We start from the raw sequence: 20,780 nt of genomic DNA, 5'->3' as shown, positions 1-20,780 counted from the left end.
CGACGCGGAGGGCGGCGAGGTACCGAAGGTGGATCGGGCGTGGACCGGATCAGTGATCCGGGTCGAGCAGTGGGAACAGGCGGGCGATCGCCGCGACCGGCGCGGATCCCTGTGGACGGGTCTCGGGCCGGGTCTCGCGGTGGCGATACTCGGCCAGGAGATCGCGAATCTTCGCGCCGAGAGCGGTGAGTTCCTTCGGCGTGAGGTAGATGACCTCGCTGAATGCCTGGTCGTTGCGCCAGCGCGGCGGTGCCTGCTCGCGTAGCGCCAGCCAACGTCGGTAGCTTTCGTCCTCGAGCCCACGGGCGAGGCAGCTCATCGGCTCGTCGGCCACCTGCGCCACGCCCGGACGGATCAGCCGCCAGGGCCGGATCCGTCCCCGCGTCGTGGGCACCGGTTCGATCAGCCGGTACCGCGCCAGCTGACGCAGGTGGAACGAATAGGTCCCCGTGTTGCCACCCAGTTCCCGGGCGGCCTCCGTGGCAGTGAGCGTCTCCCGGGTGCGCAGCAGCTCCATGAGAGCGGCCCGGACCGGGTGCTGCAGCACGGTGACCACCACGCCGTCGCGGATCGGGTGAGCCGGGTTGGATCCGCCGGACGCGACGTCGCCTTCTGTTGGCGAGCTCTCGTGAAGCTGATTCGCCATCGCCCCAGGGCCGTCGTCGTCGGCCACCCGATCGGATGGGTCGGGTTTGTCGTGGGCTTGTCCATCCGTCACTTTGCAAAGTATTCTTCTCTGCAAAGTGGATGTCAAGCCGGGCTCGCCCGACCATTCGCTCGTCGCCACCGTCCGAAAACGATGGCGGTATCGCAGGTACGCCACACCACACACCCGGGCACCGGTGAACGCGACGGACCCTGCCGGGAGGCAGCCACCGGCGTCGGCGTGCGCCGTCCGACTTGGAGAGGAACCAGTTATGTCCGTACTGCCCGTCCGGCTCTTCGGAGACCCAGTGCTCACCACGCCGGCGCATGAGGTGACCGCGTTCGACGCGGAGCTGCGCCGGCTCGTCAGGGATCTGGACGACACGCTGACTGATGAACGCGGCGCCGGGCTCGCCGCCCCGCAACTCGGCATCAGCCTGCGCGTCTTCGCGTTTCACGTCGAAGATTTGCACGGACACCTGGTCAATCCGGTGCTGAGCTTCCCCGACGAGGAGGAGCAGGACGGCCCAGAGGGCTGCTTGTCGATGCCAGGGTTGTACTTCGACACCAAACGCCGGCAGAACGTCGTGGCCAAGGGCTTCAACCAGCACGGCGACCCGCTGCAGATCGTCGGCTCCGGCTATCTGGCCCGCTGCCTGCAGCACGAGACCGACCACCTCGACGGCGTACTGTTCATCGACCGGATGGACAGCGAGCGCCGCAAGGCGGCGATGAGGGAAATCCGGCGCGCCGAGTGGAACACCGGTACGGACCTCCGCGTCAAGATCAGCCCGCACGCTGTCTTCGGCCGGCTGGGCTGACCCCCCGGCCCGGCAGCCGGCCCGGCAGCAGGCCCGCGGCCGCACCGGGGCACGCCATTCGGTCGTCATCGGATTCCTTCCGTGGATACTCCGGCCTTCAGGCCGGGGAGGAAACGGAACTCCTGCGGAGCAGGGCAGGGAAAGCCGATCCGCCGCCCGGGCGGATCGGCGTCCACCCCACACGCGACCCCACGGCTCACGGCCGAATCGTTAGACTGTGGACTGTGTCCAGGACCGTGAAGCGGGCGTTCAAGTACCGCTTCCACCCCACCCCGGAGCAGGCGGCCGAGCTCGCCCGGACGTTCGGTTGTGTCCGGCTGGTCTACAACATGGCCCTGGCCGCCCGCAGCGAGGCGTGGACCCTGCGTCGGGAACGGGTCACCTACAACGCGACGTCGGCGATGCTGACCGGGTGGAAGAAGACCGACGACCTGGCGTTCCTCAACGACGTCTCCTGCGTCCCTCTGCAGCAGGCGCTGCGGCACCTGCAGACCGCGTTCACCAACTTCTGGGCGAAACGGGCCCGGTATCCGACGTTCACGTCGAGGAAGCGGTCGCGGCGGTCGGCGGAGTACACGGCCAGCGCGTTCCGGTGGCGCGACGGCCGGCTCACCCTGGCGAAGATGACCGAACCGTTGGACATCGTGTGGTCCCGGCCACTCCCGCCGGGCGCGGCGCCGTCGACGGTGACCGTGTCGCAGGATCCGGCGGGCCGCTGGTTCGTGTCCCTGCTCTGCGACGACCGGATCGAGCCGGCCCCGGCCACCACTGCCGTGGTGGGGGTCGACGCCGGCCTCGACAGCCTGTTCACCCTGTCCACCGGGGAGAAGATCCCCAACCCGAGACATGAACGCCGCGACCGCGATCGGCTGGCCCGCGCCCAGCGGAACCTCGCACGCAAGGCCAGAGGCTCCGCGAACCGGGCCAAGGCCCGGCTGTCGGTGGCCCGGATTCATGCCCGGATCGCCGACCGCCGCCGCGACCACCTGCACAAGTTGACCACTCGGCTCGTTCGTGAAACCCAAACGATCGTGATCGAGGACCTGACCGTCCGCACCATGATGGCCAACCACAGTCTGGCCCGCGCCATCTCGGACGCGGGCTGGCGGCGGTTCCGCACCATGCTGGGGTACAAAACGGACTGGTACGGCCGCGATCTGGTGGTCGTGGACCGCTGGTTCCCGTCGACCCGACTGTGCTCGGGCTGTGGCGTACTGGCTGAACACCTGCCGTTGCAGGTGCGGTCGTGGACCTGCCGGTGCGGGCAGGCCCATGACCGGGATGTCAACGCGGCCCGCAACATTCTCGCGGAGGGGCTCTCCGTGATTGCCTGTGGAGGCGGTGTAAGACCTCACCGGGAGTCCTCCTCTCGGACGGGGCGGTCGTCGGTGAAGCAGGAACCCCCTGGGGCGACCCAGGGAATCCCAGTCCTTTAGGGCGGGGAGGATTGTCAACGGGAGTCCATCGCCGGTCTGTCGATCGAGCCGTACCGGTCGCGGGGCATGGTGGCCCGGACCTCGATCTGTCCGGGCAGGTCGAGTCCCGCGAGCCGGTCGTGCAGGAAGGCCCGCACCTCGGCCACGCTGGGCGCGCGCTCGCCAGGGTGCCCGGTGACGACCGCCACGACTGTGAGTCCACGGCGGGTCCGGCGTCGCACCACCGCCGCGTCGAGCACTTGCGGGCATGTGTGCAGAACCCGGTCGACGAGGGCCACGTCGATGAATCCGCGGTGGCGCAGCAACCGTTCCCGGCGCGGGCCAAGGTAACGCAGCACGCCCGTGGCGCTCACCATCGCGCAGTCGGACGTGGACTCCGACCGGCCGTCGGGTGTGGTGACCACCAGCGTGCCGGGCACGTTCGCGGGCAGGGCGGCCCCTGCGTCGTCGCGCACCGACGCGGGGTACGACCCGAACAACTCCAGTTCCGGCGGTTCCAGCGGATCCGGAGCCGGCGTCAGGATCCCGGCCACCCGACCGCCCCACTGGTGGTAGGCGCTGATCGTGAACGCCGAGCCGGCGTCCTGCGCCAGGTGCGCCAGAGCAGGCAACTGGTCACCCGGCACGACGAGGTCCAGTGCCCGACCACGTCGGAGCCGAGCCGCCGCCCGTACGATGTCCGCCGGCCCCACCAGGCGGCGGGCCGTATCGGGTATCTCGCCGGGGTCGGCGGCGAACAGGAGCTTCGCGGCACGCATCCGCGCGGCGCTGGTCTCGACTGCGAGGATCTCTTCCGCTACAGGACCGAGCACCACCACGTCGTTGTCCGGGCCGGCGTGCGACCGGCCGGCGACAACGGCGGCGGCCACCGCCAACTCGCTGTCCGGGTCCTGCCCCAGCCGCGCATCGGTACGGTCCGGCGGCACGGCCACGGCGGCGGCCGGACGGAACCGGGTCGCGTCAGCGGTGGCTAGCGACGCCACGGCCGCAGTGAAGTGCTGGAGCATCGCGTCGGCGCCCGCACCGTCCAGGTTCTCCGCCCGGTAATCCAGCCGGATCCGGCAGACCGGCCAGTCGGCGCGGATGTGCAGGGTCCGCTCGAAGGTCGAGGACGTGTTGGGCGTGAAGAAGTCCCACCGGGCGGTCATTCCCGGCACGTCCAGCGCCAGCCCGGCCGGGGGCCGTGGGAAGGACATCCCGCACTGGGTCATCAGCCGGGCGGCGCTGTCGTCCGGCAGGCCACGCAGCAGGCTCCGGAACGGCACCCGGCGGTACCGGCGCATCCGGCCCAGCGCGGCCCGTGCCTCGCGTACCGCGTCGGCCGGCGTAGCGGAATCCCCGGCGCGCACCAGCATCGGTACGACGTTGACCTGAACACCCGCGACCGCCCGGGTCCGCTCATCGCTGATGTCAGCGGCGACGGCGAGAATCGGCGCTGGCTCGCCGTACCAGGCGAGCTGCTGGGCAAACGTGGCGACCAGGCAGGTGAACGTGCTGACCTCGTGGCGGTTGGCGAGATCGCGCAGCGCCGTCACGTGGGCGATGTCCAGCTCCACGGTGCGGGTGGTCCGGATCCCGCGCACACCCGGGGTACGCCCGGACGGCAGCGGCATCGGCTCCCGATCGTCGCTCAGTTCCCCGGCCCAGTAGCGGACCGCCTCGTCGGTCAGCGCCGGCTCCGCCTCGGGGATCATGACGTGGGGCAAGGGTTCGACGTCGACCGGAACGCCGGTGACGAGTCCGGTCAGGTACTCGGTGAAATCCCGGGCGACGAGGAACTTGCTGCGCCCGTCGAAGCCGGCGTGATGCACGGCGAAGACGATCGTCCTGCGGCCGGGCCCGTGCCGTAGCTCGTGGAACCGGATCGGAGGTTCCACCGACAGGTCCCACCGGCGCCGGCTTTCGTGGCGGGCGGCCCACTCCCGCGCGGCGGCGCGTTCCGCTCCGGGCTCGCACGCGACATCGGTGGTGGTGAAGCGCAGGGCGTCGGCGGCGACATGGACGACCTGCCGCAGCGCGCCGTCGTCGTGCCGCAGCACCGAGCGCAGCGGCGGGTGCCGGTGCAGGACCGCCTGGGCGGCCGCGCGCAGCCGCCGGCCGGTGAGCCCGGCACCCGCGCCGTGCGTGGTGAGCGTCACCGCGAAGTAGCCGGTGCTGCTCAGGTTCGCATCGACCTGCTCCTCGGCCCAGAGCGCGAGCTGGGCCTGCGAGACCGGCAGGCTCGCCACCGGCGGTGCCGACGTCGTCACGCTCATGGCGCCGTGGCCCGCGACGGGCTCGTTTCGCGGGCCCGGCGGCCGCCGGCCAGCTCCTCGGAGATGAGGGTGGCGACCGCATCCCGGTCGATCTTGCCGCTCGGCGTCCGGGGCAGGGCCGGCACAACCATGACGGAGACCGGCACAAAGACTGCGGGCAGCACCCGGCGTAGCGCGCTGATCAAGTCGTCGGCCGTCGTGGGACCGGCGGTACCGGCCAGCACGACGGCGGATCGCAGACTGCGGTTCCCCGAGCGGGTACGCACGACGACGGTGGCGGCGGCCTGGACCATCGGATGGGCGAGCAGTTGCGCGTCGACTTCGAGCAGATTAACCCGTACGCCGCGAAGTTTGACCTCGTCGTCCACCCGGGTGAGGAAGCGAAGCTCGCCGTCGACCAGCTCCACCAGATCACCGGTCCGGAAGGCACGGGTGTGCCCGTGTGGCGACAGCGGGATGTCGATGTAGCGTTCGGCCGTCAGTTCGGGCTGGTTGCGGTATCCACGAGACATCGGCAGGCCGGCCACCAGGAGCTCGCCCACCTCGGGCTGGTCCGCGGCGACCGGATCGATCAGCACCTCGCAGTTCGGCAACGGGACCCCGATCGGCGGCAGGGCGGGCCAGTCGGCGCTCGGGCCGGTCAGTATGTGCGAGGTGACCATCGCCGACTCGCTCTGGCCGTAATGGTTGACCAGGCGGGCACCGGGCAGGCGGGCGAACATGCGCCGGATCTCGTCGGTGCACACCACCTGCTCTCCCGCTGTGTTGACCTCCACCAGCTCCAGCCGAGCCGCCGCGTCGGCGTCCGTGTCGGCGGCCACGGCGAGCATCTGCAGGGCCACGTAGGGCAGGAAGAGCCGTTGCACCCGGTGTTCGGCCAGCCAGGCCAGCAGCTGCCCCGGCTCCCGGCGCAGGCTTTCCGGCACGATGTGCAGGGTGCCGCCACCACAGAGGGTGCCGAGGATCTCCTGGAACGACACGTCGAAGTTGAGCGGCGCGAACTGCGCCGTGCGCAGGTCGGGGGCCGGCGAGTGGGCGGACTGCCAGGCGACCATGTTGTCCAGACAGCTGTGCGGAATCGCGACACCCTTCGGCCAGCCGGTGGAGCCCGAGGTGTAGATGAGGTAGACGTCCCGGTCGGGGTCGTGCGCCACGCTGCGGGCCGGCGGGGTGGCACCGGCGGGGGCGGCACCGGGCTGCGGGATGCGCTGGGCGATCTCCGCGGGCCCCAGATCCGGCCGGTCGCCGAGATGCAGCAGCACTGCGGGCTCGCTGTCCCGGAGCATGTGCTCCAACCGGGCGTGGGGATACTCGATGTCAAGGGGTACGTAGGCAGCTCCGCACCCGGCGACGGCGAGCAGCGCAACGACCGCCTCGGCGCTGCGGGGGCAGGCCACCGCCACCCGGTCCCCGGGCACCACGCCCCTGGCCCTCAGCAGTTCCTGTACCTCCCAGGTCCACGCCGCCAGCTCGGCGTACGAGAAGCGCCGGTCGCCGTCGACCACCGCGGCGCGGTCCGGGTATCGCTCGACCGAGCGATGGAGAGAGTCGAGCAGACACGGCGGATCGGCCTCGCCGCCCCACATCGAGAGACAGGGGTAGCCGACGACTGCACTGCCGTTCTTCATCGGACCTCCTTCAGCGCAGACCCGGCGGCCACGGCGGAGGGGCGGGCGGCCGCCACCACCTCGGCCAGTTCAGCGACGGTCGGATGGTCGAACAGGGCACGCAGTGGCAGCGCGACGCCGAACTCACCGCGGATCCCCGCGATCACCGTCGTGGCGGTCATCGAGTCGCCGCCCAAGTCGAGGAAGTTCTCCGTGGGCTCGATGTCGTCGAGCCCCAGGGCCGACTCCCAGATCCGGGTTAGCCGGGCGGTGAGGGTGCCGTCGCTTGTCATTACGTTCCTTCCGAAACAGAGCGGATCGGGATCAGGTCAGCCAGCGCCCGCTCGGGCTCGGCGGTCCACCGGTTGAGCAGGTCGACGAAGGCGTCCCGGTGGCGCTGGACGGTGTCCGGCTCGAACAGGTCCGCTGCGGCCAGCAGGATCCCGTCGGCGGCGCTCCGGTCGTACGTGACATGCAGCTCCAACTCGAACCGCAGGGTGCGGGCCGTAATGGGCCAGTCGCTGCAACGCAACCCCGGCAGCGTCGGCACCGCAGCTCTGGGGTGCAGGTCGAACAGGACCTGCGCGAGCGCGGGCCGGTTCGGCAGGCGGGGTGCCCGACTGGCGGCAACGATCCGCTCGTACGGCAGTTCGTTGTGCTCCGACGCGGTCAGACAGGCGTCACGCACCCTGGCCAGCAGCTGTGTCAGCGACAGTTCCGAGGTGCAGGCGATGCGGATCGGGACCACGTTGACCAGGAATCCGACCAGCCCGTGGTCCTCTGGCCGCCACCGTCCGGACGAGGCGGTCGCGACGGTGATCTCGGCGGCTCCGCTGTCCGTGGTCAGCATTCCGCTCCAGACCGCCAGCACGGTCATGAACGGCGTACAGCGCTGCCGCCGGCTCAGCTCGGCGATCCGTGCGGTCAGCTCGGCGGGTAGGTTGAACGCTGCGGACAGAGCCTCATCGGTGCGCCGCCATTCGGCCGGGTATTCGAGCAGACCGGGGCCGGGCACGCCGGCTCCGGCAAGTTGGGTGCGCCAGAACCGCTCGTGCTCGGCCATCTCGTCGGCACGGGCCCGCTCAGCGTGCACGTAGTCCCGGTACGCCCGCGCGGGCGGCAGGGCCGGTTCCTCGCCGCGGATCAGCGCGGCATAGGCGGTGGCCAGCTCACCGAGCAGCACGGACATCGACCAGCCGTCCATCGCGATGTGGTGCACGGTGATCAGCAGGACGTGGTCGTCGGCGCCGAGGCGCGCGAGACCGGTCCGCAGCGGCGGCTCGGCCCGCAGGTCGAAGGAGCGTCCCCGGGCGGCGGCGATCCAGCTGTTCACCGCCTCGGCGCTGTCGTCTGCCCGGTCGCCCAGGTCCGTGAGTTCCAGAGCGAACTCATTGCCGAGTGACGCGGGCTCGACGATCTGTTCGGGGTAAGGCCCGTCGTCGCTGTAAATGGTGCGCAGGATCTCGTGCCGGCCGACGAGCAGCTGCATCGAAGTCTGCAGGGCGGGTACGTCGAGGTCGCCGATGAGCCGAACGGCCCGCTGGATGACGTATCCGCCGCTGTCCGGTCGCAGCAGCTCACTGAAGAACAACCGGCTCTGCCCGGCGGAGAGCGGGGCACGGTGCGACGGCCCGGTCATGACGCCCCGGCGAGCACGTCAGCGCCGGTGTGGCTGGGCTCGGTGTCGTCCAGCAGTCGCCCGGCGGCCCGCCCGTACGCCGGCATGTCGTCGGCAAGAGCGTCCGCCAGTTCCTGCCGCCAGACCGCGATGCGGCCGAGCGCGCCGGTGCAATAGATGTCGGCCAGGTCCTGATCGCCGGGATCCATGCCGTCGGTAGCAGCCCGGGCGAGCACCAGCGACACCGTGACCAGTTCCTCGGCGAGCTGGCCGAACAGCACCAGCGCACGGCTGCGGGCCAGCAGCTCGGCCCGGTCGGGAAACCGGCGGGCCGTGGCCAGGCAGGTCCGTGCGTACTCGTGGATACCTGCCGCGAGGGCGCGGCGGTGGTCGCGGTTGCGGTCGGACAGGGCGCCCGCCGGCAGGTCCGCCGGCACGGTCGCGGGGCCGGTCAGCTCGTCGGCGTTGTCCGGGGGTGGGTAGAAGTAGGAGAAGACGAGGTTGCTGGCAAGACGCATCTGCAACAGCACCTCGGTTCCACCGGCGATGCGGGTGCCCCGGGCGTCGCGGAAGAGCCGCTCCAGTGGGATCGCGGGGGCACCACGGTCGCCCTTGCCCCGGGCCGTCTCGAAGCCCTCACCGGCGAGCAGCGTCATCGTGCGTTCCGCGACCCGCCAGCAGAGCAACGACGTGATGTCCTTCGCGGCGACCTGATCCGGCATGAGGTTGACGGTCGGGCCGTCGCCGCGCCCGTCGAGCATCGTCCACCGCGCCACGGTCTCCAGCGCATACGTATCCGCCTGTGACTCTGCGGTCATCCGGCGGATCTCGGGATAGTCGGCGAGCACCCGCCCGTCGACGGTGCGGCGGCGGGCGTACGCGCGCGAGTGGTCCAGGCAGGCGCGGGCGATCGCCAACGCTGGCGCGGCCACGATGTAGAGCCGGCCGCGGGACAGCACCGTGGCGCGTTCCGCGGTGAGCCACTCGCCTTCGCGTTCGTCGAGCAGATGGTGCGCCGGGACGTGGACGTCGCGCAGTGACAGTGCGCCGTTGGGGAAGCCGCGGAACCCCATGAAGCGCAGGCGTGCGCTGACCGAGAAGCCGGGCGTGTCGGTGTCCACGAAAAACACCCGGGTGCGGTCACCGTCGTGGCTGCGGAGGGTTGCGGTGACCGCGACGAGGTCGGCGATGGGGCCGTTGCCGATGTAGAGCTTGTCGCCGTTGAGCAGATATCCCGTGCCGTCGTGGACCGGCACGGCGGTAGTGCCCCGCGCGCGGTTCGCGGCGCCGGTGGGCTCGGTGTCGGCCATGGCGGTGACCGCGCCGGCCGCCATCCGGCGGGAAATGTGTTCGCGTAGCGGGCCGTCGGGCAGCACCGGCAGGTACGCCGCGGCGCCGATGCCGTTGTGGATGCCGAGCAGCATGCCCGCAGGAACGGACCAGCGGGCAGCGGCCTCAACCACCCGGAATGCGTTGAACGGCGACAGAGCACGGCCGCCTTGTTCGGCGCCGGCCAACAGGTGCAGACAGTTCTCGGCGTGCATCGCTGCGGGCAGGTCCGGCGGCAGCTGCCGGCTGGTGTCCACGGCCTCCGGGTCGACGGTGCGTTCGAGGATCTGCTGGATGTCCTCAACGGCTCGGTCGCCGACGGCCCGGTCGTCGCCGCGCTGCCGGGGGAATGGATGGATCGCCTGCCAGGGCAGCCGCCCGGCGCATATCTCCTCGAGCAGACTGACCGCGCCGGGGACGCTGAGCATGTTGCGCTTCATCGGGTCAGGCCCGCCGGATCGGCACTGTGGCGCACCACCCTCATCAGCTCGGCGAGCTCACGCATGCAGCCCCCCTCGGAGGCGGCAAAGCTCGCGGCGACCCGGTCCTGCCGCTCGGTACTCTGTTCCTGGCTGAGCTTGTACATGGCATCGACGTCGGTGATCTCGAACCGGAAGGCGCCGACGCCGCCGACGATGGATCTGAAGTAGCCCAGCGACGGTTGCGGGTCCCAGCCGGAGCCGAACGAGCGTTCGAATGCCTCCACGGTCCAGCGCACCACGTCGAGCGTTTCGTCCCCGGCGGGGATGGGGTGCACCGTGCCGTGTACGTGGATGGTGACGAAGTTCCAGGTCGGCGCGGCCGGGGTGGCGTTATAGAGGACCGGTGTGACATAGCCGTGCGGGCCGAGGAAGACCAGCGTCGCGGGCGACCCGGCGGTCAGCCTGGCCCAGTGCGGGTTGGCTCGGTTCATGTGTCCGAGCAGTACCGAGCCGGGCAGCGGCGCGTCGGCGGCGCCACCCTCGTCGGGGTGCGGGATGACCGGCAGATGAGTCAGCATCGGCGCGGGCTCGCCATTGCTGGCGAGAACCGCCAGCGGATTGCGGCGCATCTCGTCGCGCAGCTGCGCAGGGTCGTGGTTCTGGTAGACGCCAGGTACGAACATTCGGGTCTCCAAGTGATTCGACGGGTGCGGCGCGGGATCGCGGTCACGATCTCGACGAACTCCCGGTGGCAGTCCGGAGCGGACAGGTGGCGGAATGTGTCGGACGTCGATCATCTCGCTGCGGCAGTCAGGGGCTCACCCTGCTCGCGCAGCGCCTCTGCGAGAGACTCGGCAATCTCTCCCGCCCGAACTGCCACATTGGACAGCAACCCAGAGGACAACCCATGGCTGTCCTCGGTGGCACCCTGCACGAAGATCCTGGAACGTATCCGCGGCGAAGTGAGCACCCGGTAGTCCCTCGCCAGTGCGACGCCACCGCCGGCATCAAGCTGGCAGTGCTCGAGCAGGGGGCCGAGGAAGCATCGCGGGTCCACCGGCCGGTACCCGGTGGCGAAGACCACGAGATCGCAGGTCATCGACTCGATATGGCCTTCGACCAGGTCGTACACGGTGACGTCGGCACCCGCCGGTGTCGGCACGCAGCGCGTGACGCGCGATAGGTTGTGAAAGTACAACCGCTGGTCGTGGACCACCTTCTCCTGGTAACTGCGCTCGAACAGATCAGAAATGAGGTCGAGATCAACTACGGAGTAGTTGGTGCCGTCGTGGTACCGCCGCAGCATCTGGCGGATATCGGGCGCCGCACGAAAATGCACGTCCACCGCCCCGGGATCAAAGATTCGGTTGGCGAAAGGACTGTCGTCGGCGACCGAGTAACCGAATCGGGCGAAGACCGAGTGGACCTGCGCGTTGGGGCACACCTGGTGCAGATGGCTGGTCACCTCCGCAGCACTCTGCCCGGCCCCGATGACGAGGGCCTTACGAATCCCTGCCACATTGGTCTCGCGGAGCCGGTGCAGAAGTTCTGAGCTGTGCCAGATTCGGTCCGACAGAGTGATGTCCTCCGGTATCCACGGCTGCAGGCCGGCGGCGAAAACGATGTTGCGGGCACGGTGCCGGCGGATGCCGTCCGCCCGCTGCACCACGACGTCAACCTCCTGGACGACGTCCCCCGTGTACACTGGCTCGATGCCAATGACCTCGGAGCCGTATTCAACAACCCCCGAGAATTGCGCCGCCGCCCATTCGAGATAATCGTGGAACTCGATCCGGCTGGGAAAAAATGTCTTTCCGTTGATGAAGTCGACGAGTCGCCCTCGATCCTGCAAATAATGGAGGAAAGTGTAAGGGCTGCTCGGGCTTCGCATGGTGGCGAGATCCTTGAGGAACGAGATCTGCATCCGCGCCCCTTCGAGCAGCATTCCCTGGTGCCAGCCGAACTGGTTCTGCCGCTCCATAAACCGCAGCCGGCCGCTTCCGCCGGGTGCGGAGCCAAACAAACCCTGCTCCTGAAGCGCGATGGCTAGTGCGAGGTTCGACGGCCCGAACCCGATGCCGAGCACGTCGACTGGTGCATCGTCATAGTCCGCGTTGCTGCTCAATGCTTAACTCCCGTCAATGCTGCTCTTTGCGAAGGCGCCGCTCAGAAAGCGAGTCGAACGTGGTACCGCCCCAACCAGTCATTGAGGTATAGGGCCATCTCCATGCTGAAACGGTTGACGACCGCTGCGGCCGGACCGTCCGGATCCTGGAGGTAGGCCCGGACGACATCGAGATCGAGCAGTTCGCGCACGGGTGCCGAGCTATCGCTGAGCATTTCGGAGACGCGCTGACGCAGGACGTCGTTGTACCGCGGATCGGTGGTGGGGGGGTATCCGGCCTTCTGGCGGAAGAGCACCGACGGCGGCAGAAGGTCACGTACCGCCGCACGAAGCAGACTCTTCTCCCGGCCGTCGAAGGACTTCATCGCCCAAGGGACATTGAAAACGTAGTCCACCAGACGATGGTCGAGGAACGGCACGCGCCCCTCCAGCGCGGCCGCCATTCCGACGCGATCCTTGCGGTCAAGGATGATCCGTAGATAGCCTGTCAAGTTGAGGTGGGTCATCACCCTGGCGGCACGGTCCTGCTCGCTCTCTCCCGCGAGGACAGGTACCTGGGCGACCATGTCGGAATACAGATCCCGCTCGAATGTCTCACTGTCCAGGTCCTTGACCAGGTCCTCGCGCAACAGTGCGGTGTTGCGCAGCTGGTTGCGCCCGACCATACGGCGGGCGAACTCCAGCCACGGCAACGTTCCCGCGTCGTAGTAGTGCCGGTCCAGGAACCAGGCGTACCCGCCGAACAGCTCATCTGCCGCGTCACCGGTCAACGACACCTTGCAGGAACGCCGGAATTCCCGGCACAGCAAGAGCAGTGAGGTGTCGAGGTCACCGAGGGACGTCGGGTAGTCCCGTGCGATGAGCACCTCGGAGCGGGTGGCCGGGTCCATCAACTCATCCGTCCCCACCACCACGCGCGTGTGGTCGGCACCCAGGTGCTCTACCATACGTGCCACGAACGGGTGGTCCGGAGTGGCGCGGACTTCGTCGGGCGTGAAGTTCTCCGAGTGACCGGCGTAGTCCACCGAGAACGTCCGCAACGAACCGGTGTCCTTTTCACGCATGACCTTCGCCGACAAGGCGGCGATCGCGCTGGAGTCCAGACCGCCCGAAAGGAACACGCCCAGCGGCACATCCGATACGAGCTGGCTTCGCACACTCTGCTCGAGTAGCTCCCGTACCGTCGCCACCGTGGTGTCGAGGTCGTCGGTGTGCTCCCGCGCCGTCAAAGTCCAGTACGTGCTCTGCCGGGAGCCTCTCCGGCCGATTCGGCGCACCGTGCCCGGCACCATCTCGTGGACGCCCCTGAAGATGCCGTTTTCGGGACGCTTGACGAACGTGATGACCGCACGGAAGCCCTCCATGTCGACTTCCGGCACGATTCCGGGGTGCTCCAGGATCGCCTTGAGCTCCGAGCCGAAGACAACGCCGCCGTCGACCTCCGCGTAGTAGAGCGGGTAGATCCCGAATCGGTCCCTAATGAGGACGAGTTCCTCGGTGCGTCCGTCCCATACTGCAAAGGCGAACATCCCCACCAGCCGCTCAGCGCAGGCAGCTCCCCATTGCAGGTACGAACGCAGTACAACCTCGGTGTCGCTGGAGGTTTCGAACGTGTGCCCGTGCCCGGTCAGTTCGTTCCTGAGTGCGGCGTAGTTGAAGACCTCGCCGGTATAGGCCAGGGCGACGGCGCTCCCGTCGGCAGCCATGTGCACCATCGGCTGTCGACCACCGGCGAGGTCGATGACGGACAGCCGGCGAACACCCATGCCGACGCCGGAACCGACCCAGCTGCCCTGTTCGTCGGGTCCGCGGCGATGCAGGGCGGAGCACATCCGGTCAAGAACATCCTCGATATCGGGCCGCTGCTGTCGGAAGTCGACCAATCCGGCGATGCCGCACATCGATGGCTCTCCATTCTGTAATCCTGTATGAACCACCCCTGGTGGGTGGCAAGGGCCGGCTGCAAGAAATATGTGTTTTCAGCGGTCGTCGGGCAGTAGCAGCCCGGCGGATTCGAACGCCTCTGCGGCACCTGGAAAATCGAAAACCTCGTGTGCCTGGAACATCCGAATGGTCTTGCGGGCCGACCGGCGGATGTCCTCCCGAACTCGCTCCTGCGGGTAGGTCTGCTGAATGACCTGGTTCGCGTCGGAGTCGGTCAGTCCTGCGGCTGACAAGCTGCGCCGTACGGCGCTGATGTCCGGGCTCAGGCAGGCCGTGACTATATTCGGGAGGCTGCGCGCGACAAGTTCGCGCTGCACGCGGTCCAACTTGCCCCATAGTTCGGTATAGAAGACCGTGTAGAACGCGTGGTGCACGCGCTCGTCCGCAGCGTGGTCGGCGACGACCTGTCGGATAACCGGAACCACTGTTTCGTCGTTCGGAATGTCCTTCAGCAGCTCGGTGACCACGGTCTCGAAGACGATGACCTCGAGCAGATGGTCGAGCCCTGGCATGACCGCACCGACCTCACGGCCGGCGTCACGTAACGTTTCCATGACCGGCGTGAAGTCATACGGCAAGGCAGTGATACCACTCGCGCGCTCCACCTGCTGGAGCAGGTCCATGCCAGACAGGGCGTGGTATGCCTCGTCGCAGTAGATTTTCCAGCCGTCGGTGCGCAGATGCGATGGCAGGCCGAGTCCGAGTTCGTCGAGGGCGACGATCCGGGTGCCCCGGTTGACGACCTTTGCCTCGAGGTGCACCACGAAGGACAGGTAGTCGTAGAGGCGGCGCGCGATCAGCACCTTCTGCTGCTCGGGGCCGAGCCCAGTGACCAGCGGGTGATCAAGGTAGGGCATGAGCTTGCGCGGAAACAGCGTCAACCCTCGGTCGAGCTCACCAAGCAGTCGCCGCTCGGTCGACCGGACCCCGGCCCGCTCGTGCCACGAGGCCAGGCCCTTCGACGGTGTTGCCAGCCACCCGCCAGCGAGCGCCGTCCCAGGACCCGCCCTGCCGGCCGGCGCTGGTGGCTCGCCTTCGGCGGCCGCCGACGGCGCACTCGTCGAGGCAGCCAGGATGCCCAGGGTTTCGTAGATCTCATCGTGGCCGTCCACGATGAAACGGCGTGCGTCCCTGGACAACGTGCCCTTGTGGCGGACTCCGGCCGCCGACACGGTCTCCTCGGCGAAGTCGATGGTGAGTACTTCGTCGGGCCTGCTCCGTACCACGTCGAGGAGCTGGTCGAGTGACTCTCTCGACACGACGATCGGGGCGAGGCCGTTACGCGCCGCATTCCGCTCGAAGATCTCGCCGAACCCCACCGCCAGCACGGCCTCGTACCCGAGTCCCTGCAACGCCCAGACCGCATGTTCTCGGCTTGAGCCGCACCCGAAGGAGTCGCCGGTGAGAAGAATCCGGGCGCCCTGGTACCGCGTGTCGTTCAGCACAGAATCCGTGAGCGTGCCGTCCGGATGCCGGCGCCATGTCAGGAATGCGGCATCGGCGAGGCCGGCGTTGTCCACGACGAGCAGTTCGGACTGTGGCGCGATCACGTCGGTGTCGACGGAGTCGCGACCCAGCGGAAGAGCGCGCCCTTGGAGGTTGTTCATCCGGTCACCTCGACAGGATGCGTCAGCCGTCCCGTGACGGCCGAGGCCGCCACGGTGGCGGGGCTGGCTACGTGGGTGATCGCGCCCGCACCCTGCCGGCCTTCGAAGTTGCGGTTGGAGCTGGAGACGCACCGCTCGCCGCGGGGAACTGTGTCACCGTTGATGGCAACGCAGGAGGAGCAGCCGGGTTCACGCCACAGGAAGCCCGCGTCGGTCAGTGCCGCTCGGACGCCCTCGCGCTCCGCCAACTCGGCGACCCGCCGCGAACCGGGCACCACCACCGCCCGTACCCCTGGGGCCACCCGGTGTCCGGCCACGACCAGCGCGGCGGCCCGCAGATCCTCGATCCTGCCGTTGGTGCAGGATCCGAGAAACGCATGCTGCACCTGCACCGTCCGTAGTTCCTGCCCCGGCACGAGATTCGCGTACGCCAGTGCCGCCTCGAAGGCAGACCGCTGGCTGTCCTGAACGCTGGTCGGAACTCGTCCGTCCACGGCCGCCACGTGTGACAAGTTCGTGCCCCAGGTCACCTGCGGGGCGATGCTGTTGATGTCCACAGTAGCTTCTCGGGGCGCTTCCACGGCACGGCGCAGGAGGTCAGCGCTGCGACGGCGCGCCGCGGCCAGGCGTTGCGGCGACAGCCGTTCGGCCAGGTAGCTCCAGGTGACCTCGTCGGGCGGGATCAGTGCCGAACGGGCGCCCAACTCGGCCGACATGTTGCACAAGGTGAACCGCTCGGCCATCGTGGTCGCGTCGATGTACGGTCCGCTCCACTCGATCCGCCGGCCAACCCCCCAACGGGGCGACAGTTCGCCACACACCCGCAGTACGACGTCCTTCGCGCCTGCGCCCGGGCCTGGCACGCCCGTCACGCGCAAACCGACGACCGGTTGTACCGACGTCCAGGCGGCCTGGGTGGCCAGCACGTGTGCCACCTCTGACGTACCGATTCCCCAGGCGAGCGCGCCCAGTGCGCCGAGGGTGGTGGTATGGCTGTCGCCACAGACGACGACCTGCCCTGGCAACACGCGGCCCGACTCGCTGACCGACACGTGCACGATGCCGTGATCACTGCTGTCCAGCGCCACCTGCTCGATGCCTGCGGTGCCCAGGTTCGCGGAGAAGACGTCGAGCATGTGCTGGGCCCGCGGATCATCGCTGCCGATGCGCCCGGGCGCGGTGGAGACGACGTGGTCGGGGATGCCGACCGTACGGGACGGGTCCCGCACCTGCAGTCCCCGGTTGGCAAGCATGGTGAATGCCTGGGGCGAGGAGACTTCGTGCAGTACGTGGAGGTCGACCGCCAAGAGGATCCGCGATCCGTCCCGGTGAAGTTCCGCCGATTCCAGGAGGGCGTCCGTATACGTCGTCGATGTCATCCCGGCACCTCCGAACTGTGATCTGGGGCGAACTCGGCCATGACATGCTCCCGATCGTCGTCTTGCGGTTTGCCGATATGACGAATTGTGTGTTCGCTGCGGGAGAAGTCCATGGCGATGCCGGGCATGCGTACGGCATCAGTTCCCTGTGTGACGGCTGGCAAAGATTCGCGTGCGATGACGTGCGGGTCGTGGCTGAGCTGCCCGGGAGTCAGCACGGGAACCGCTGGAATGCCGGCCGCCAGCAGATGGGTGAGCGCGTCGTCTCGCGATTTTCCACCGATCCACGCCACCAGCCGGCGATGCACGTCATCCGGATCGTGAACTGCGCCGCGATCGAGTCCTTCGGAGCCTGCCAACCCCAGCAGTCCGGCAATCGCGCTGCCGGTCGCGGCGCTGTGGGCGGACAAGGCGATCCAGTCTCCGTCCGCGGTGGCAAAGAGCCCACGGACATGGCTGCTGGCGGACACGCCCGGGTCCTCCTCGCGGGCGGCGTCGCGTACGACATGTCCACCAAGGACGCTGAGGAGCGGCTCGTACAGGTTGACCTCGACCAGCTGTCCTCGCCCGCTGCGCTGTCGCTCGTGCAGGGCCGCCAGTACCGCCACGGTGCCCTGCAGGCCGGCGATCGAGTCGGCCAGCCCTGTGGGCGGCAGGCGCGGCCCGTCGGAGTCGCCGTTCATTGCGGCGAAACCGCTGAACGCCTCTGCCAGCGTGCCGAATCCCAACCAATTCTCGCGGGGACCGCCCGCACCGAACCCGGAGATGCGCAGGACTACCAGGCGGGGATTGACCGCGGCGAGGGCTTCGTAATCCAGGCCCCACCGCGCCATCGTCCCCGGCCGGAAGCTCTCGACCAGTACGTCGGCGCGGCAGACCATCCGCATGAGGTGCGCGCGTTCGGCCGAATCTTCGAGATCCAGGCTGACCGTCTCCTTGTTCCGCCCGACAAAAGCCCACCAGGCCCCTTCGCCGCCACCGACGGACCGACCCATGGATCGCACCGGATCGCCAGGCCCGGGCCGCTCGACCTTCACCACCCGGGCGCCCAGATCGGCGAAGATGCGGCCCACGGTGGGGCCGGCGAGGATTGCGGACAGGTCAAGAACAAAAAGTCCCGCCAGGGCTCCGCACGACGTGCCGCTCACCATCGCACCTTCGAGCCGTACGCGGCAGCCAGCGGGAAGACCGATTCCTGAAGGCGGGTGAGCTGCTCATCCGGATCACCGACCGGGAGCACGTACAGTCGCTGCACGCCGGCCCGAGCGAACGCTGCGAGCCGCTCAGCGCAGTGCGCGGGCGAGCCCACCAGCGTGCGTCGGCGCAGGTCGTCGGGCGGCACCTTGAGGAAGTCCGCGAGGATGGTACCGGTCAAGAGCTCAGCGACGGGTGCGTCCTCGGTGATGTGCACGAAGCACGTCGATGCGGCAAATTCGAAGTCGGTGTTCGGTGCGGGGTCGGTAAGTTCCGCTCGAAGCTGTCGGGCCAGCCGCACCGCACGACCCATCGCGTCCGAGTCGGCCATGTACGCCGAGAAGAGAAGTCCGTCGCCACGCTCCGCCGCGCGCCGGACACCGGCCGGGGAACCCCACGATGCAATCCACAGTTTCGTTCCGGGCACCGGGCCGGGTGTCAGCGGGTCATCCAGCCGATAGTGTTTCCCGTGATAGGCCGTAGGTTCATCACCGGACAGGCTCGCTCTCAGGAGTCCTAACGCGTCATCGAAACGTGCCCAGCGCTCACTTGCGGGCACGCCCGCGAGATCGAGGTCTCGCAACGAGGAGCCCGCTGCCACCCCGGCCCGCACCGGGGCCCCCGCCAAACGGCTGATCCCAGCCAATGCCTTGGCGGTTACCGCCGGACCGCGGACTGTCGGGAGACACGCTGCCGTCACCAGCCGCCGACCCGGAAGGCGGGCGGCCACGAATGCGAGTGCCGCTAGACCGTCCAGCCAGGGAACGGGGAAGGCGACGTGGTCGCTTGCCGCCACCTCCTGAATATTCAGCCGCTCGGCGACCTCCAACAGGTTGTGCAGATTCCGTCCCGTGAGCGTCGGATGGCCAAATCCGAAGTCGAATAACGGCAGGTGCAGGCCGATCGTTAAGTCGGCCGGGTCATCGATCACTGCGCGGTCCCGTTCAGCGCGTCCCGGTAGAGTCCCTCAAAAGCCTCGAGCGAGTTGTACCGGGCCGGGCTGGGATCCAACACAAATCGCTGGTACATCTGATCGAGCACGTCTTCTGGGATCGACATACCGAGGGTCGCCGCGAAATGCCGGATGTTGGCACGACCGGAGGCCCCGCCCAGGAGAATGCGACGTTCCCTCCCGACCAGTTCGGGCTCGACAAACTCATAGCAGATCGGATTGTTCATCATCCCTGCGGCGTGTATGCCGGCAGCCGTCGAGAAGGCCAGGTCGCCGAGCAGCGGCTTGTGCTTCCAGGGTCGTTCACCGATTGCTTCGAGGACGGCATTGGCCGCCTCGACGCACTTGCGGGGGTTCAGTGCCGTTCGGAATCCTAGCGACTCACCGCGGTAATGGGTGAGGACGGCAAGTTCCTCCAGTGGAGTGTTGCCGGTTCGTTCGCCGATACCGGCCAGCGTGCCCTGCACGCCGGCGGCACCGGCCTGCATGCCGGCCACGGCGTTGGCGAGACTCAGTCCAAGGTCGTTGTGGCAGTGCAACGTCACATCGGCCGCCCCGTTGACCCAGTGCAGGGCCGCGCGTACCTTGGCCTCGACTTCCTGCGGCACGCAGGATCCCACGGTGTCGGCCAGGACAAACAGGTTCGCGCCGGAATCCAGTCCGGCCTGCATCATGGGACGCAGGTACTCGGGCGACGCCCGAAGTGAATCCTCCAACCCGATGGAAAGGTCGCGCACTCCTGCCTTCAGGCTGTAATTACATGCCTCTACCAATTCTGTCCGGGCTTGCTCCCAGGTCTGTCCGCGCTTATGCTCGGCGTGGATTTCTGACCCGGTGATGAGCAGCTGGAGCTGGAAACGATCGGCATCCCGGACGGCGTCGAGTGCGGTGTCGATGTCCTTAGGTGTCGCACGAGCGAAAACAGTGAGTGCCGCATTGCGCGATTTGCGCGAAATCTCGCGCACGAATTCGAAGGTCGCAGGCGACGAGGCTGGAAATCCCACCTCGATGTAGTCTGGGCCGGCGGCGTCGATCAGCTCGAGGAGGCGTATCTTGTCTTCGATGGTCATCTCATTGCCAGGTGCCTGTTCGCCATCCCGAAGCGTGGTGTCGAGCACTGATTTGAGAGTCACAAATATCCCCTCATAGCGATTCGCGACATCGACCATGCAGGACGGCAGGCGAGTCGGCTCGATCAATGGTTAAGCGACCATCTTGGCCGGCGACGCGGCGTGCGACCACGGCGTCGGTGCGCTGATCAAGACGGTTCCCTCGAACAGGAAGCAACGTACCTGAGAATCCTTACGCATGGCAACCCTTTATCTACGGCCGGCAATGTGCTACGAGCCACAAGCTCACTCAGGCTGGAGCGATGCTGTTGTGGCTGCGCAGGCTCGTTCGGTCGACATTGCGCGAGCTCTAGCCCACTTTCGCAAGATCATAATC

Annotated in this window: 16 protein-coding genes; 2 read left to right on the top strand and 14 right to left on the bottom strand. The window is 68.2% G+C overall.

The window, feature by feature from the left end; translation table 11 throughout:
• Positions 1–49 precede the first annotated feature (49 nt).
• Positions 50–787: a winged helix-turn-helix domain-containing protein gene (locus ACN27J_RS15280; protein WP_421366932.1), complete on the bottom strand. Its 738-nt coding sequence runs from the start codon at positions 785–787 to the stop codon at positions 50–52.
• Between the two features lie 130 nt (positions 788–917).
• Here ACN27J_RS15280 and def point away from each other — a divergent pair, with 130 nt between their 5' ends.
• The gene (gene def / locus ACN27J_RS15275) at positions 918–1,466 is read left to right on the top strand and encodes a peptide deformylase (protein ID WP_278171546.1); all 549 of its coding nucleotides are present in this window, start codon (positions 918–920) and stop codon (positions 1,464–1,466) included.
• Positions 1,467–1,690: 224 nt separating this feature from the next.
• Positions 1,691–2,902 (top strand): RNA-guided endonuclease InsQ/TnpB family protein, encoded by a 1,212-nt coding sequence (locus tag ACN27J_RS15270; RefSeq protein ID WP_421366931.1) that lies wholly within the window; start codon positions 1,691–1,693, stop codon positions 2,900–2,902.
• Positions 2,903–2,916: 14 nt separating this feature from the next.
• Here the strand turns inward: ACN27J_RS15270 and ACN27J_RS15265 are convergent, their stop codons facing one another.
• The 13 genes from ACN27J_RS15265 to ACN27J_RS15205 all read right to left on the bottom strand — a co-directional run bounded on the left by ACN27J_RS15265 (position 2,917) and on the right by ACN27J_RS15205 (position 20,533).
• Positions 2,917–5,157: a condensation domain-containing protein gene (locus ACN27J_RS15265; protein WP_421366930.1), complete on the bottom strand. Its 2,241-nt coding sequence runs from the start codon at positions 5,155–5,157 to the stop codon at positions 2,917–2,919.
• Positions 5,154–6,785: an amino acid adenylation domain-containing protein gene (locus tag ACN27J_RS15260; protein WP_421366929.1), complete on the bottom strand. Its 1,632-nt coding sequence runs from the start codon at positions 6,783–6,785 to the stop codon at positions 5,154–5,156. The genes ACN27J_RS15265 and ACN27J_RS15260 overlap by 4 nt, the downstream gene beginning before the upstream one ends.
• Positions 6,782–7,057, bottom strand: coding sequence for an acyl carrier protein (locus ACN27J_RS15255; protein WP_421366927.1), 276 nt, complete (start codon positions 7,055–7,057; stop codon positions 6,782–6,784). Before ACN27J_RS15255 ends, ACN27J_RS15260 begins: the two co-directional genes overlap by 4 nt.
• Positions 7,057–8,403, bottom strand: coding sequence for a condensation domain-containing protein (locus ACN27J_RS15250; protein ID WP_421366926.1), 1,347 nt, complete (start codon positions 8,401–8,403; stop codon positions 7,057–7,059). The genes ACN27J_RS15255 and ACN27J_RS15250 overlap by 1 nt, the downstream gene beginning before the upstream one ends.
• Positions 8,400–10,151, bottom strand: coding sequence for an acyl-CoA dehydrogenase family protein (locus tag ACN27J_RS15245; protein ID WP_421366925.1), 1,752 nt, complete (start codon positions 10,149–10,151; stop codon positions 8,400–8,402). Before ACN27J_RS15245 ends, ACN27J_RS15250 begins: the two co-directional genes overlap by 4 nt.
• On the bottom strand, positions 10,148–10,816 hold the full coding sequence (locus ACN27J_RS15240) for an FMN-binding negative transcriptional regulator (protein ID WP_421366924.1): 669 nt from the start codon (positions 10,814–10,816) through the stop codon (positions 10,148–10,150). The genes ACN27J_RS15245 and ACN27J_RS15240 overlap by 4 nt, the downstream gene beginning before the upstream one ends.
• 110 nt (positions 10,817–10,926) lie before the next feature.
• On the bottom strand, positions 10,927–12,258 hold the full coding sequence (locus ACN27J_RS15235; protein ID WP_421366923.1) for a lysine N(6)-hydroxylase/L-ornithine N(5)-oxygenase family protein: 1,332 nt from the start codon (positions 12,256–12,258) through the stop codon (positions 10,927–10,929).
• A gap of 41 nt (positions 12,259–12,299) precedes the next feature.
• Complete coding sequence (gene asnB, locus ACN27J_RS15230; protein WP_421366922.1) at positions 12,300–14,159, bottom strand: asparagine synthase (glutamine-hydrolyzing); 1,860 nt, start codon at positions 14,157–14,159, stop codon at positions 12,300–12,302.
• 78 nt (positions 14,160–14,237) lie between these two features.
• On the bottom strand, positions 14,238–15,809 hold the full coding sequence (gene leuD / locus ACN27J_RS15225; protein ID WP_421366921.1) for a 3-isopropylmalate dehydratase small subunit: 1,572 nt from the start codon (positions 15,807–15,809) through the stop codon (positions 14,238–14,240).
• On the bottom strand, positions 15,806–17,188 hold the full coding sequence (locus tag ACN27J_RS15220) for an aconitase family protein (RefSeq protein ID WP_421366920.1): 1,383 nt from the start codon (positions 17,186–17,188) through the stop codon (positions 15,806–15,808). The genes leuD and ACN27J_RS15220 overlap by 4 nt, the downstream gene beginning before the upstream one ends.
• Positions 17,185–18,336 carry a CaiB/BaiF CoA transferase family protein gene (locus ACN27J_RS15215; protein WP_421366919.1) on the bottom strand — a complete coding sequence of 384 codons (1,152 nt, stop codon included), beginning with the start codon at positions 18,334–18,336 and terminating at the stop codon, positions 17,185–17,187. Before ACN27J_RS15215 ends, ACN27J_RS15220 begins: the two co-directional genes overlap by 4 nt.
• The gene (locus tag ACN27J_RS15210) at positions 18,333–19,313 is read right to left on the bottom strand and encodes an LLM class flavin-dependent oxidoreductase (RefSeq protein ID WP_421366918.1); all 981 of its coding nucleotides are present in this window, start codon (positions 19,311–19,313) and stop codon (positions 18,333–18,335) included. The genes ACN27J_RS15215 and ACN27J_RS15210 overlap by 4 nt, the downstream gene beginning before the upstream one ends.
• Complete coding sequence (locus ACN27J_RS15205; protein WP_421366917.1) at positions 19,310–20,533, bottom strand: LeuA family protein; 1,224 nt, start codon at positions 20,531–20,533, stop codon at positions 19,310–19,312. The genes ACN27J_RS15210 and ACN27J_RS15205 overlap by 4 nt, the downstream gene beginning before the upstream one ends.
• Positions 20,534–20,780 lie beyond the last annotated feature (247 nt).

The organism is Solwaraspora sp. WMMB762, from assembly GCF_049179115.1.
Taxonomy (GTDB): Bacteria; Actinomycetota; Actinomycetes; order Mycobacteriales; family Micromonosporaceae; genus Micromonospora_E.
Note: the sequence above shows the minus strand (reverse complement) of the source record. Positions and strands in the feature narration are given on the sequence as shown.

Coding starts and splice junctions, on each gene's coding strand:
- def (WP_278171546.1), top strand. CDS start 918: ATGTCCGTACTGCCCGTCCGGCTCTTCGGAGACCCAGTGCTCACCACG.
- ACN27J_RS15265 (WP_421366930.1), bottom strand. CDS start 5,157: ATGAGCGTGACGACGTCGGCACCGCCGGTGGCGAGCCTGCCGGTCTCG.
- ACN27J_RS15260 (WP_421366929.1), bottom strand. CDS start 6,785: ATGAAGAACGGCAGTGCAGTCGTCGGCTACCCCTGTCTCTCGATGTGG.
- ACN27J_RS15255 (WP_421366927.1), bottom strand. CDS start 7,057: ATGACAAGCGACGGCACCCTCACCGCCCGGCTAACCCGGATCTGGGAG.
- ACN27J_RS15250 (WP_421366926.1), bottom strand. CDS start 8,403: ATGACCGGGCCGTCGCACCGTGCCCCGCTCTCCGCCGGGCAGAGCCGG.
- ACN27J_RS15245 (WP_421366925.1), bottom strand. CDS start 10,151: ATGAAGCGCAACATGCTCAGCGTCCCCGGCGCGGTCAGTCTGCTCGAG.
- ACN27J_RS15240 (WP_421366924.1), bottom strand. CDS start 10,816: ATGTTCGTACCTGGCGTCTACCAGAACCACGACCCTGCGCAGCTGCGC.
- asnB (WP_421366922.1), bottom strand. CDS start 14,159: ATGTGCGGCATCGCCGGATTGGTCGACTTCCGACAGCAGCGGCCCGAT.
- leuD (WP_421366921.1), bottom strand. CDS start 15,809: ATGAACAACCTCCAAGGGCGCGCTCTTCCGCTGGGTCGCGACTCCGTC.
- ACN27J_RS15220 (WP_421366920.1), bottom strand. CDS start 17,188: ATGACATCGACGACGTATACGGACGCCCTCCTGGAATCGGCGGAACTT.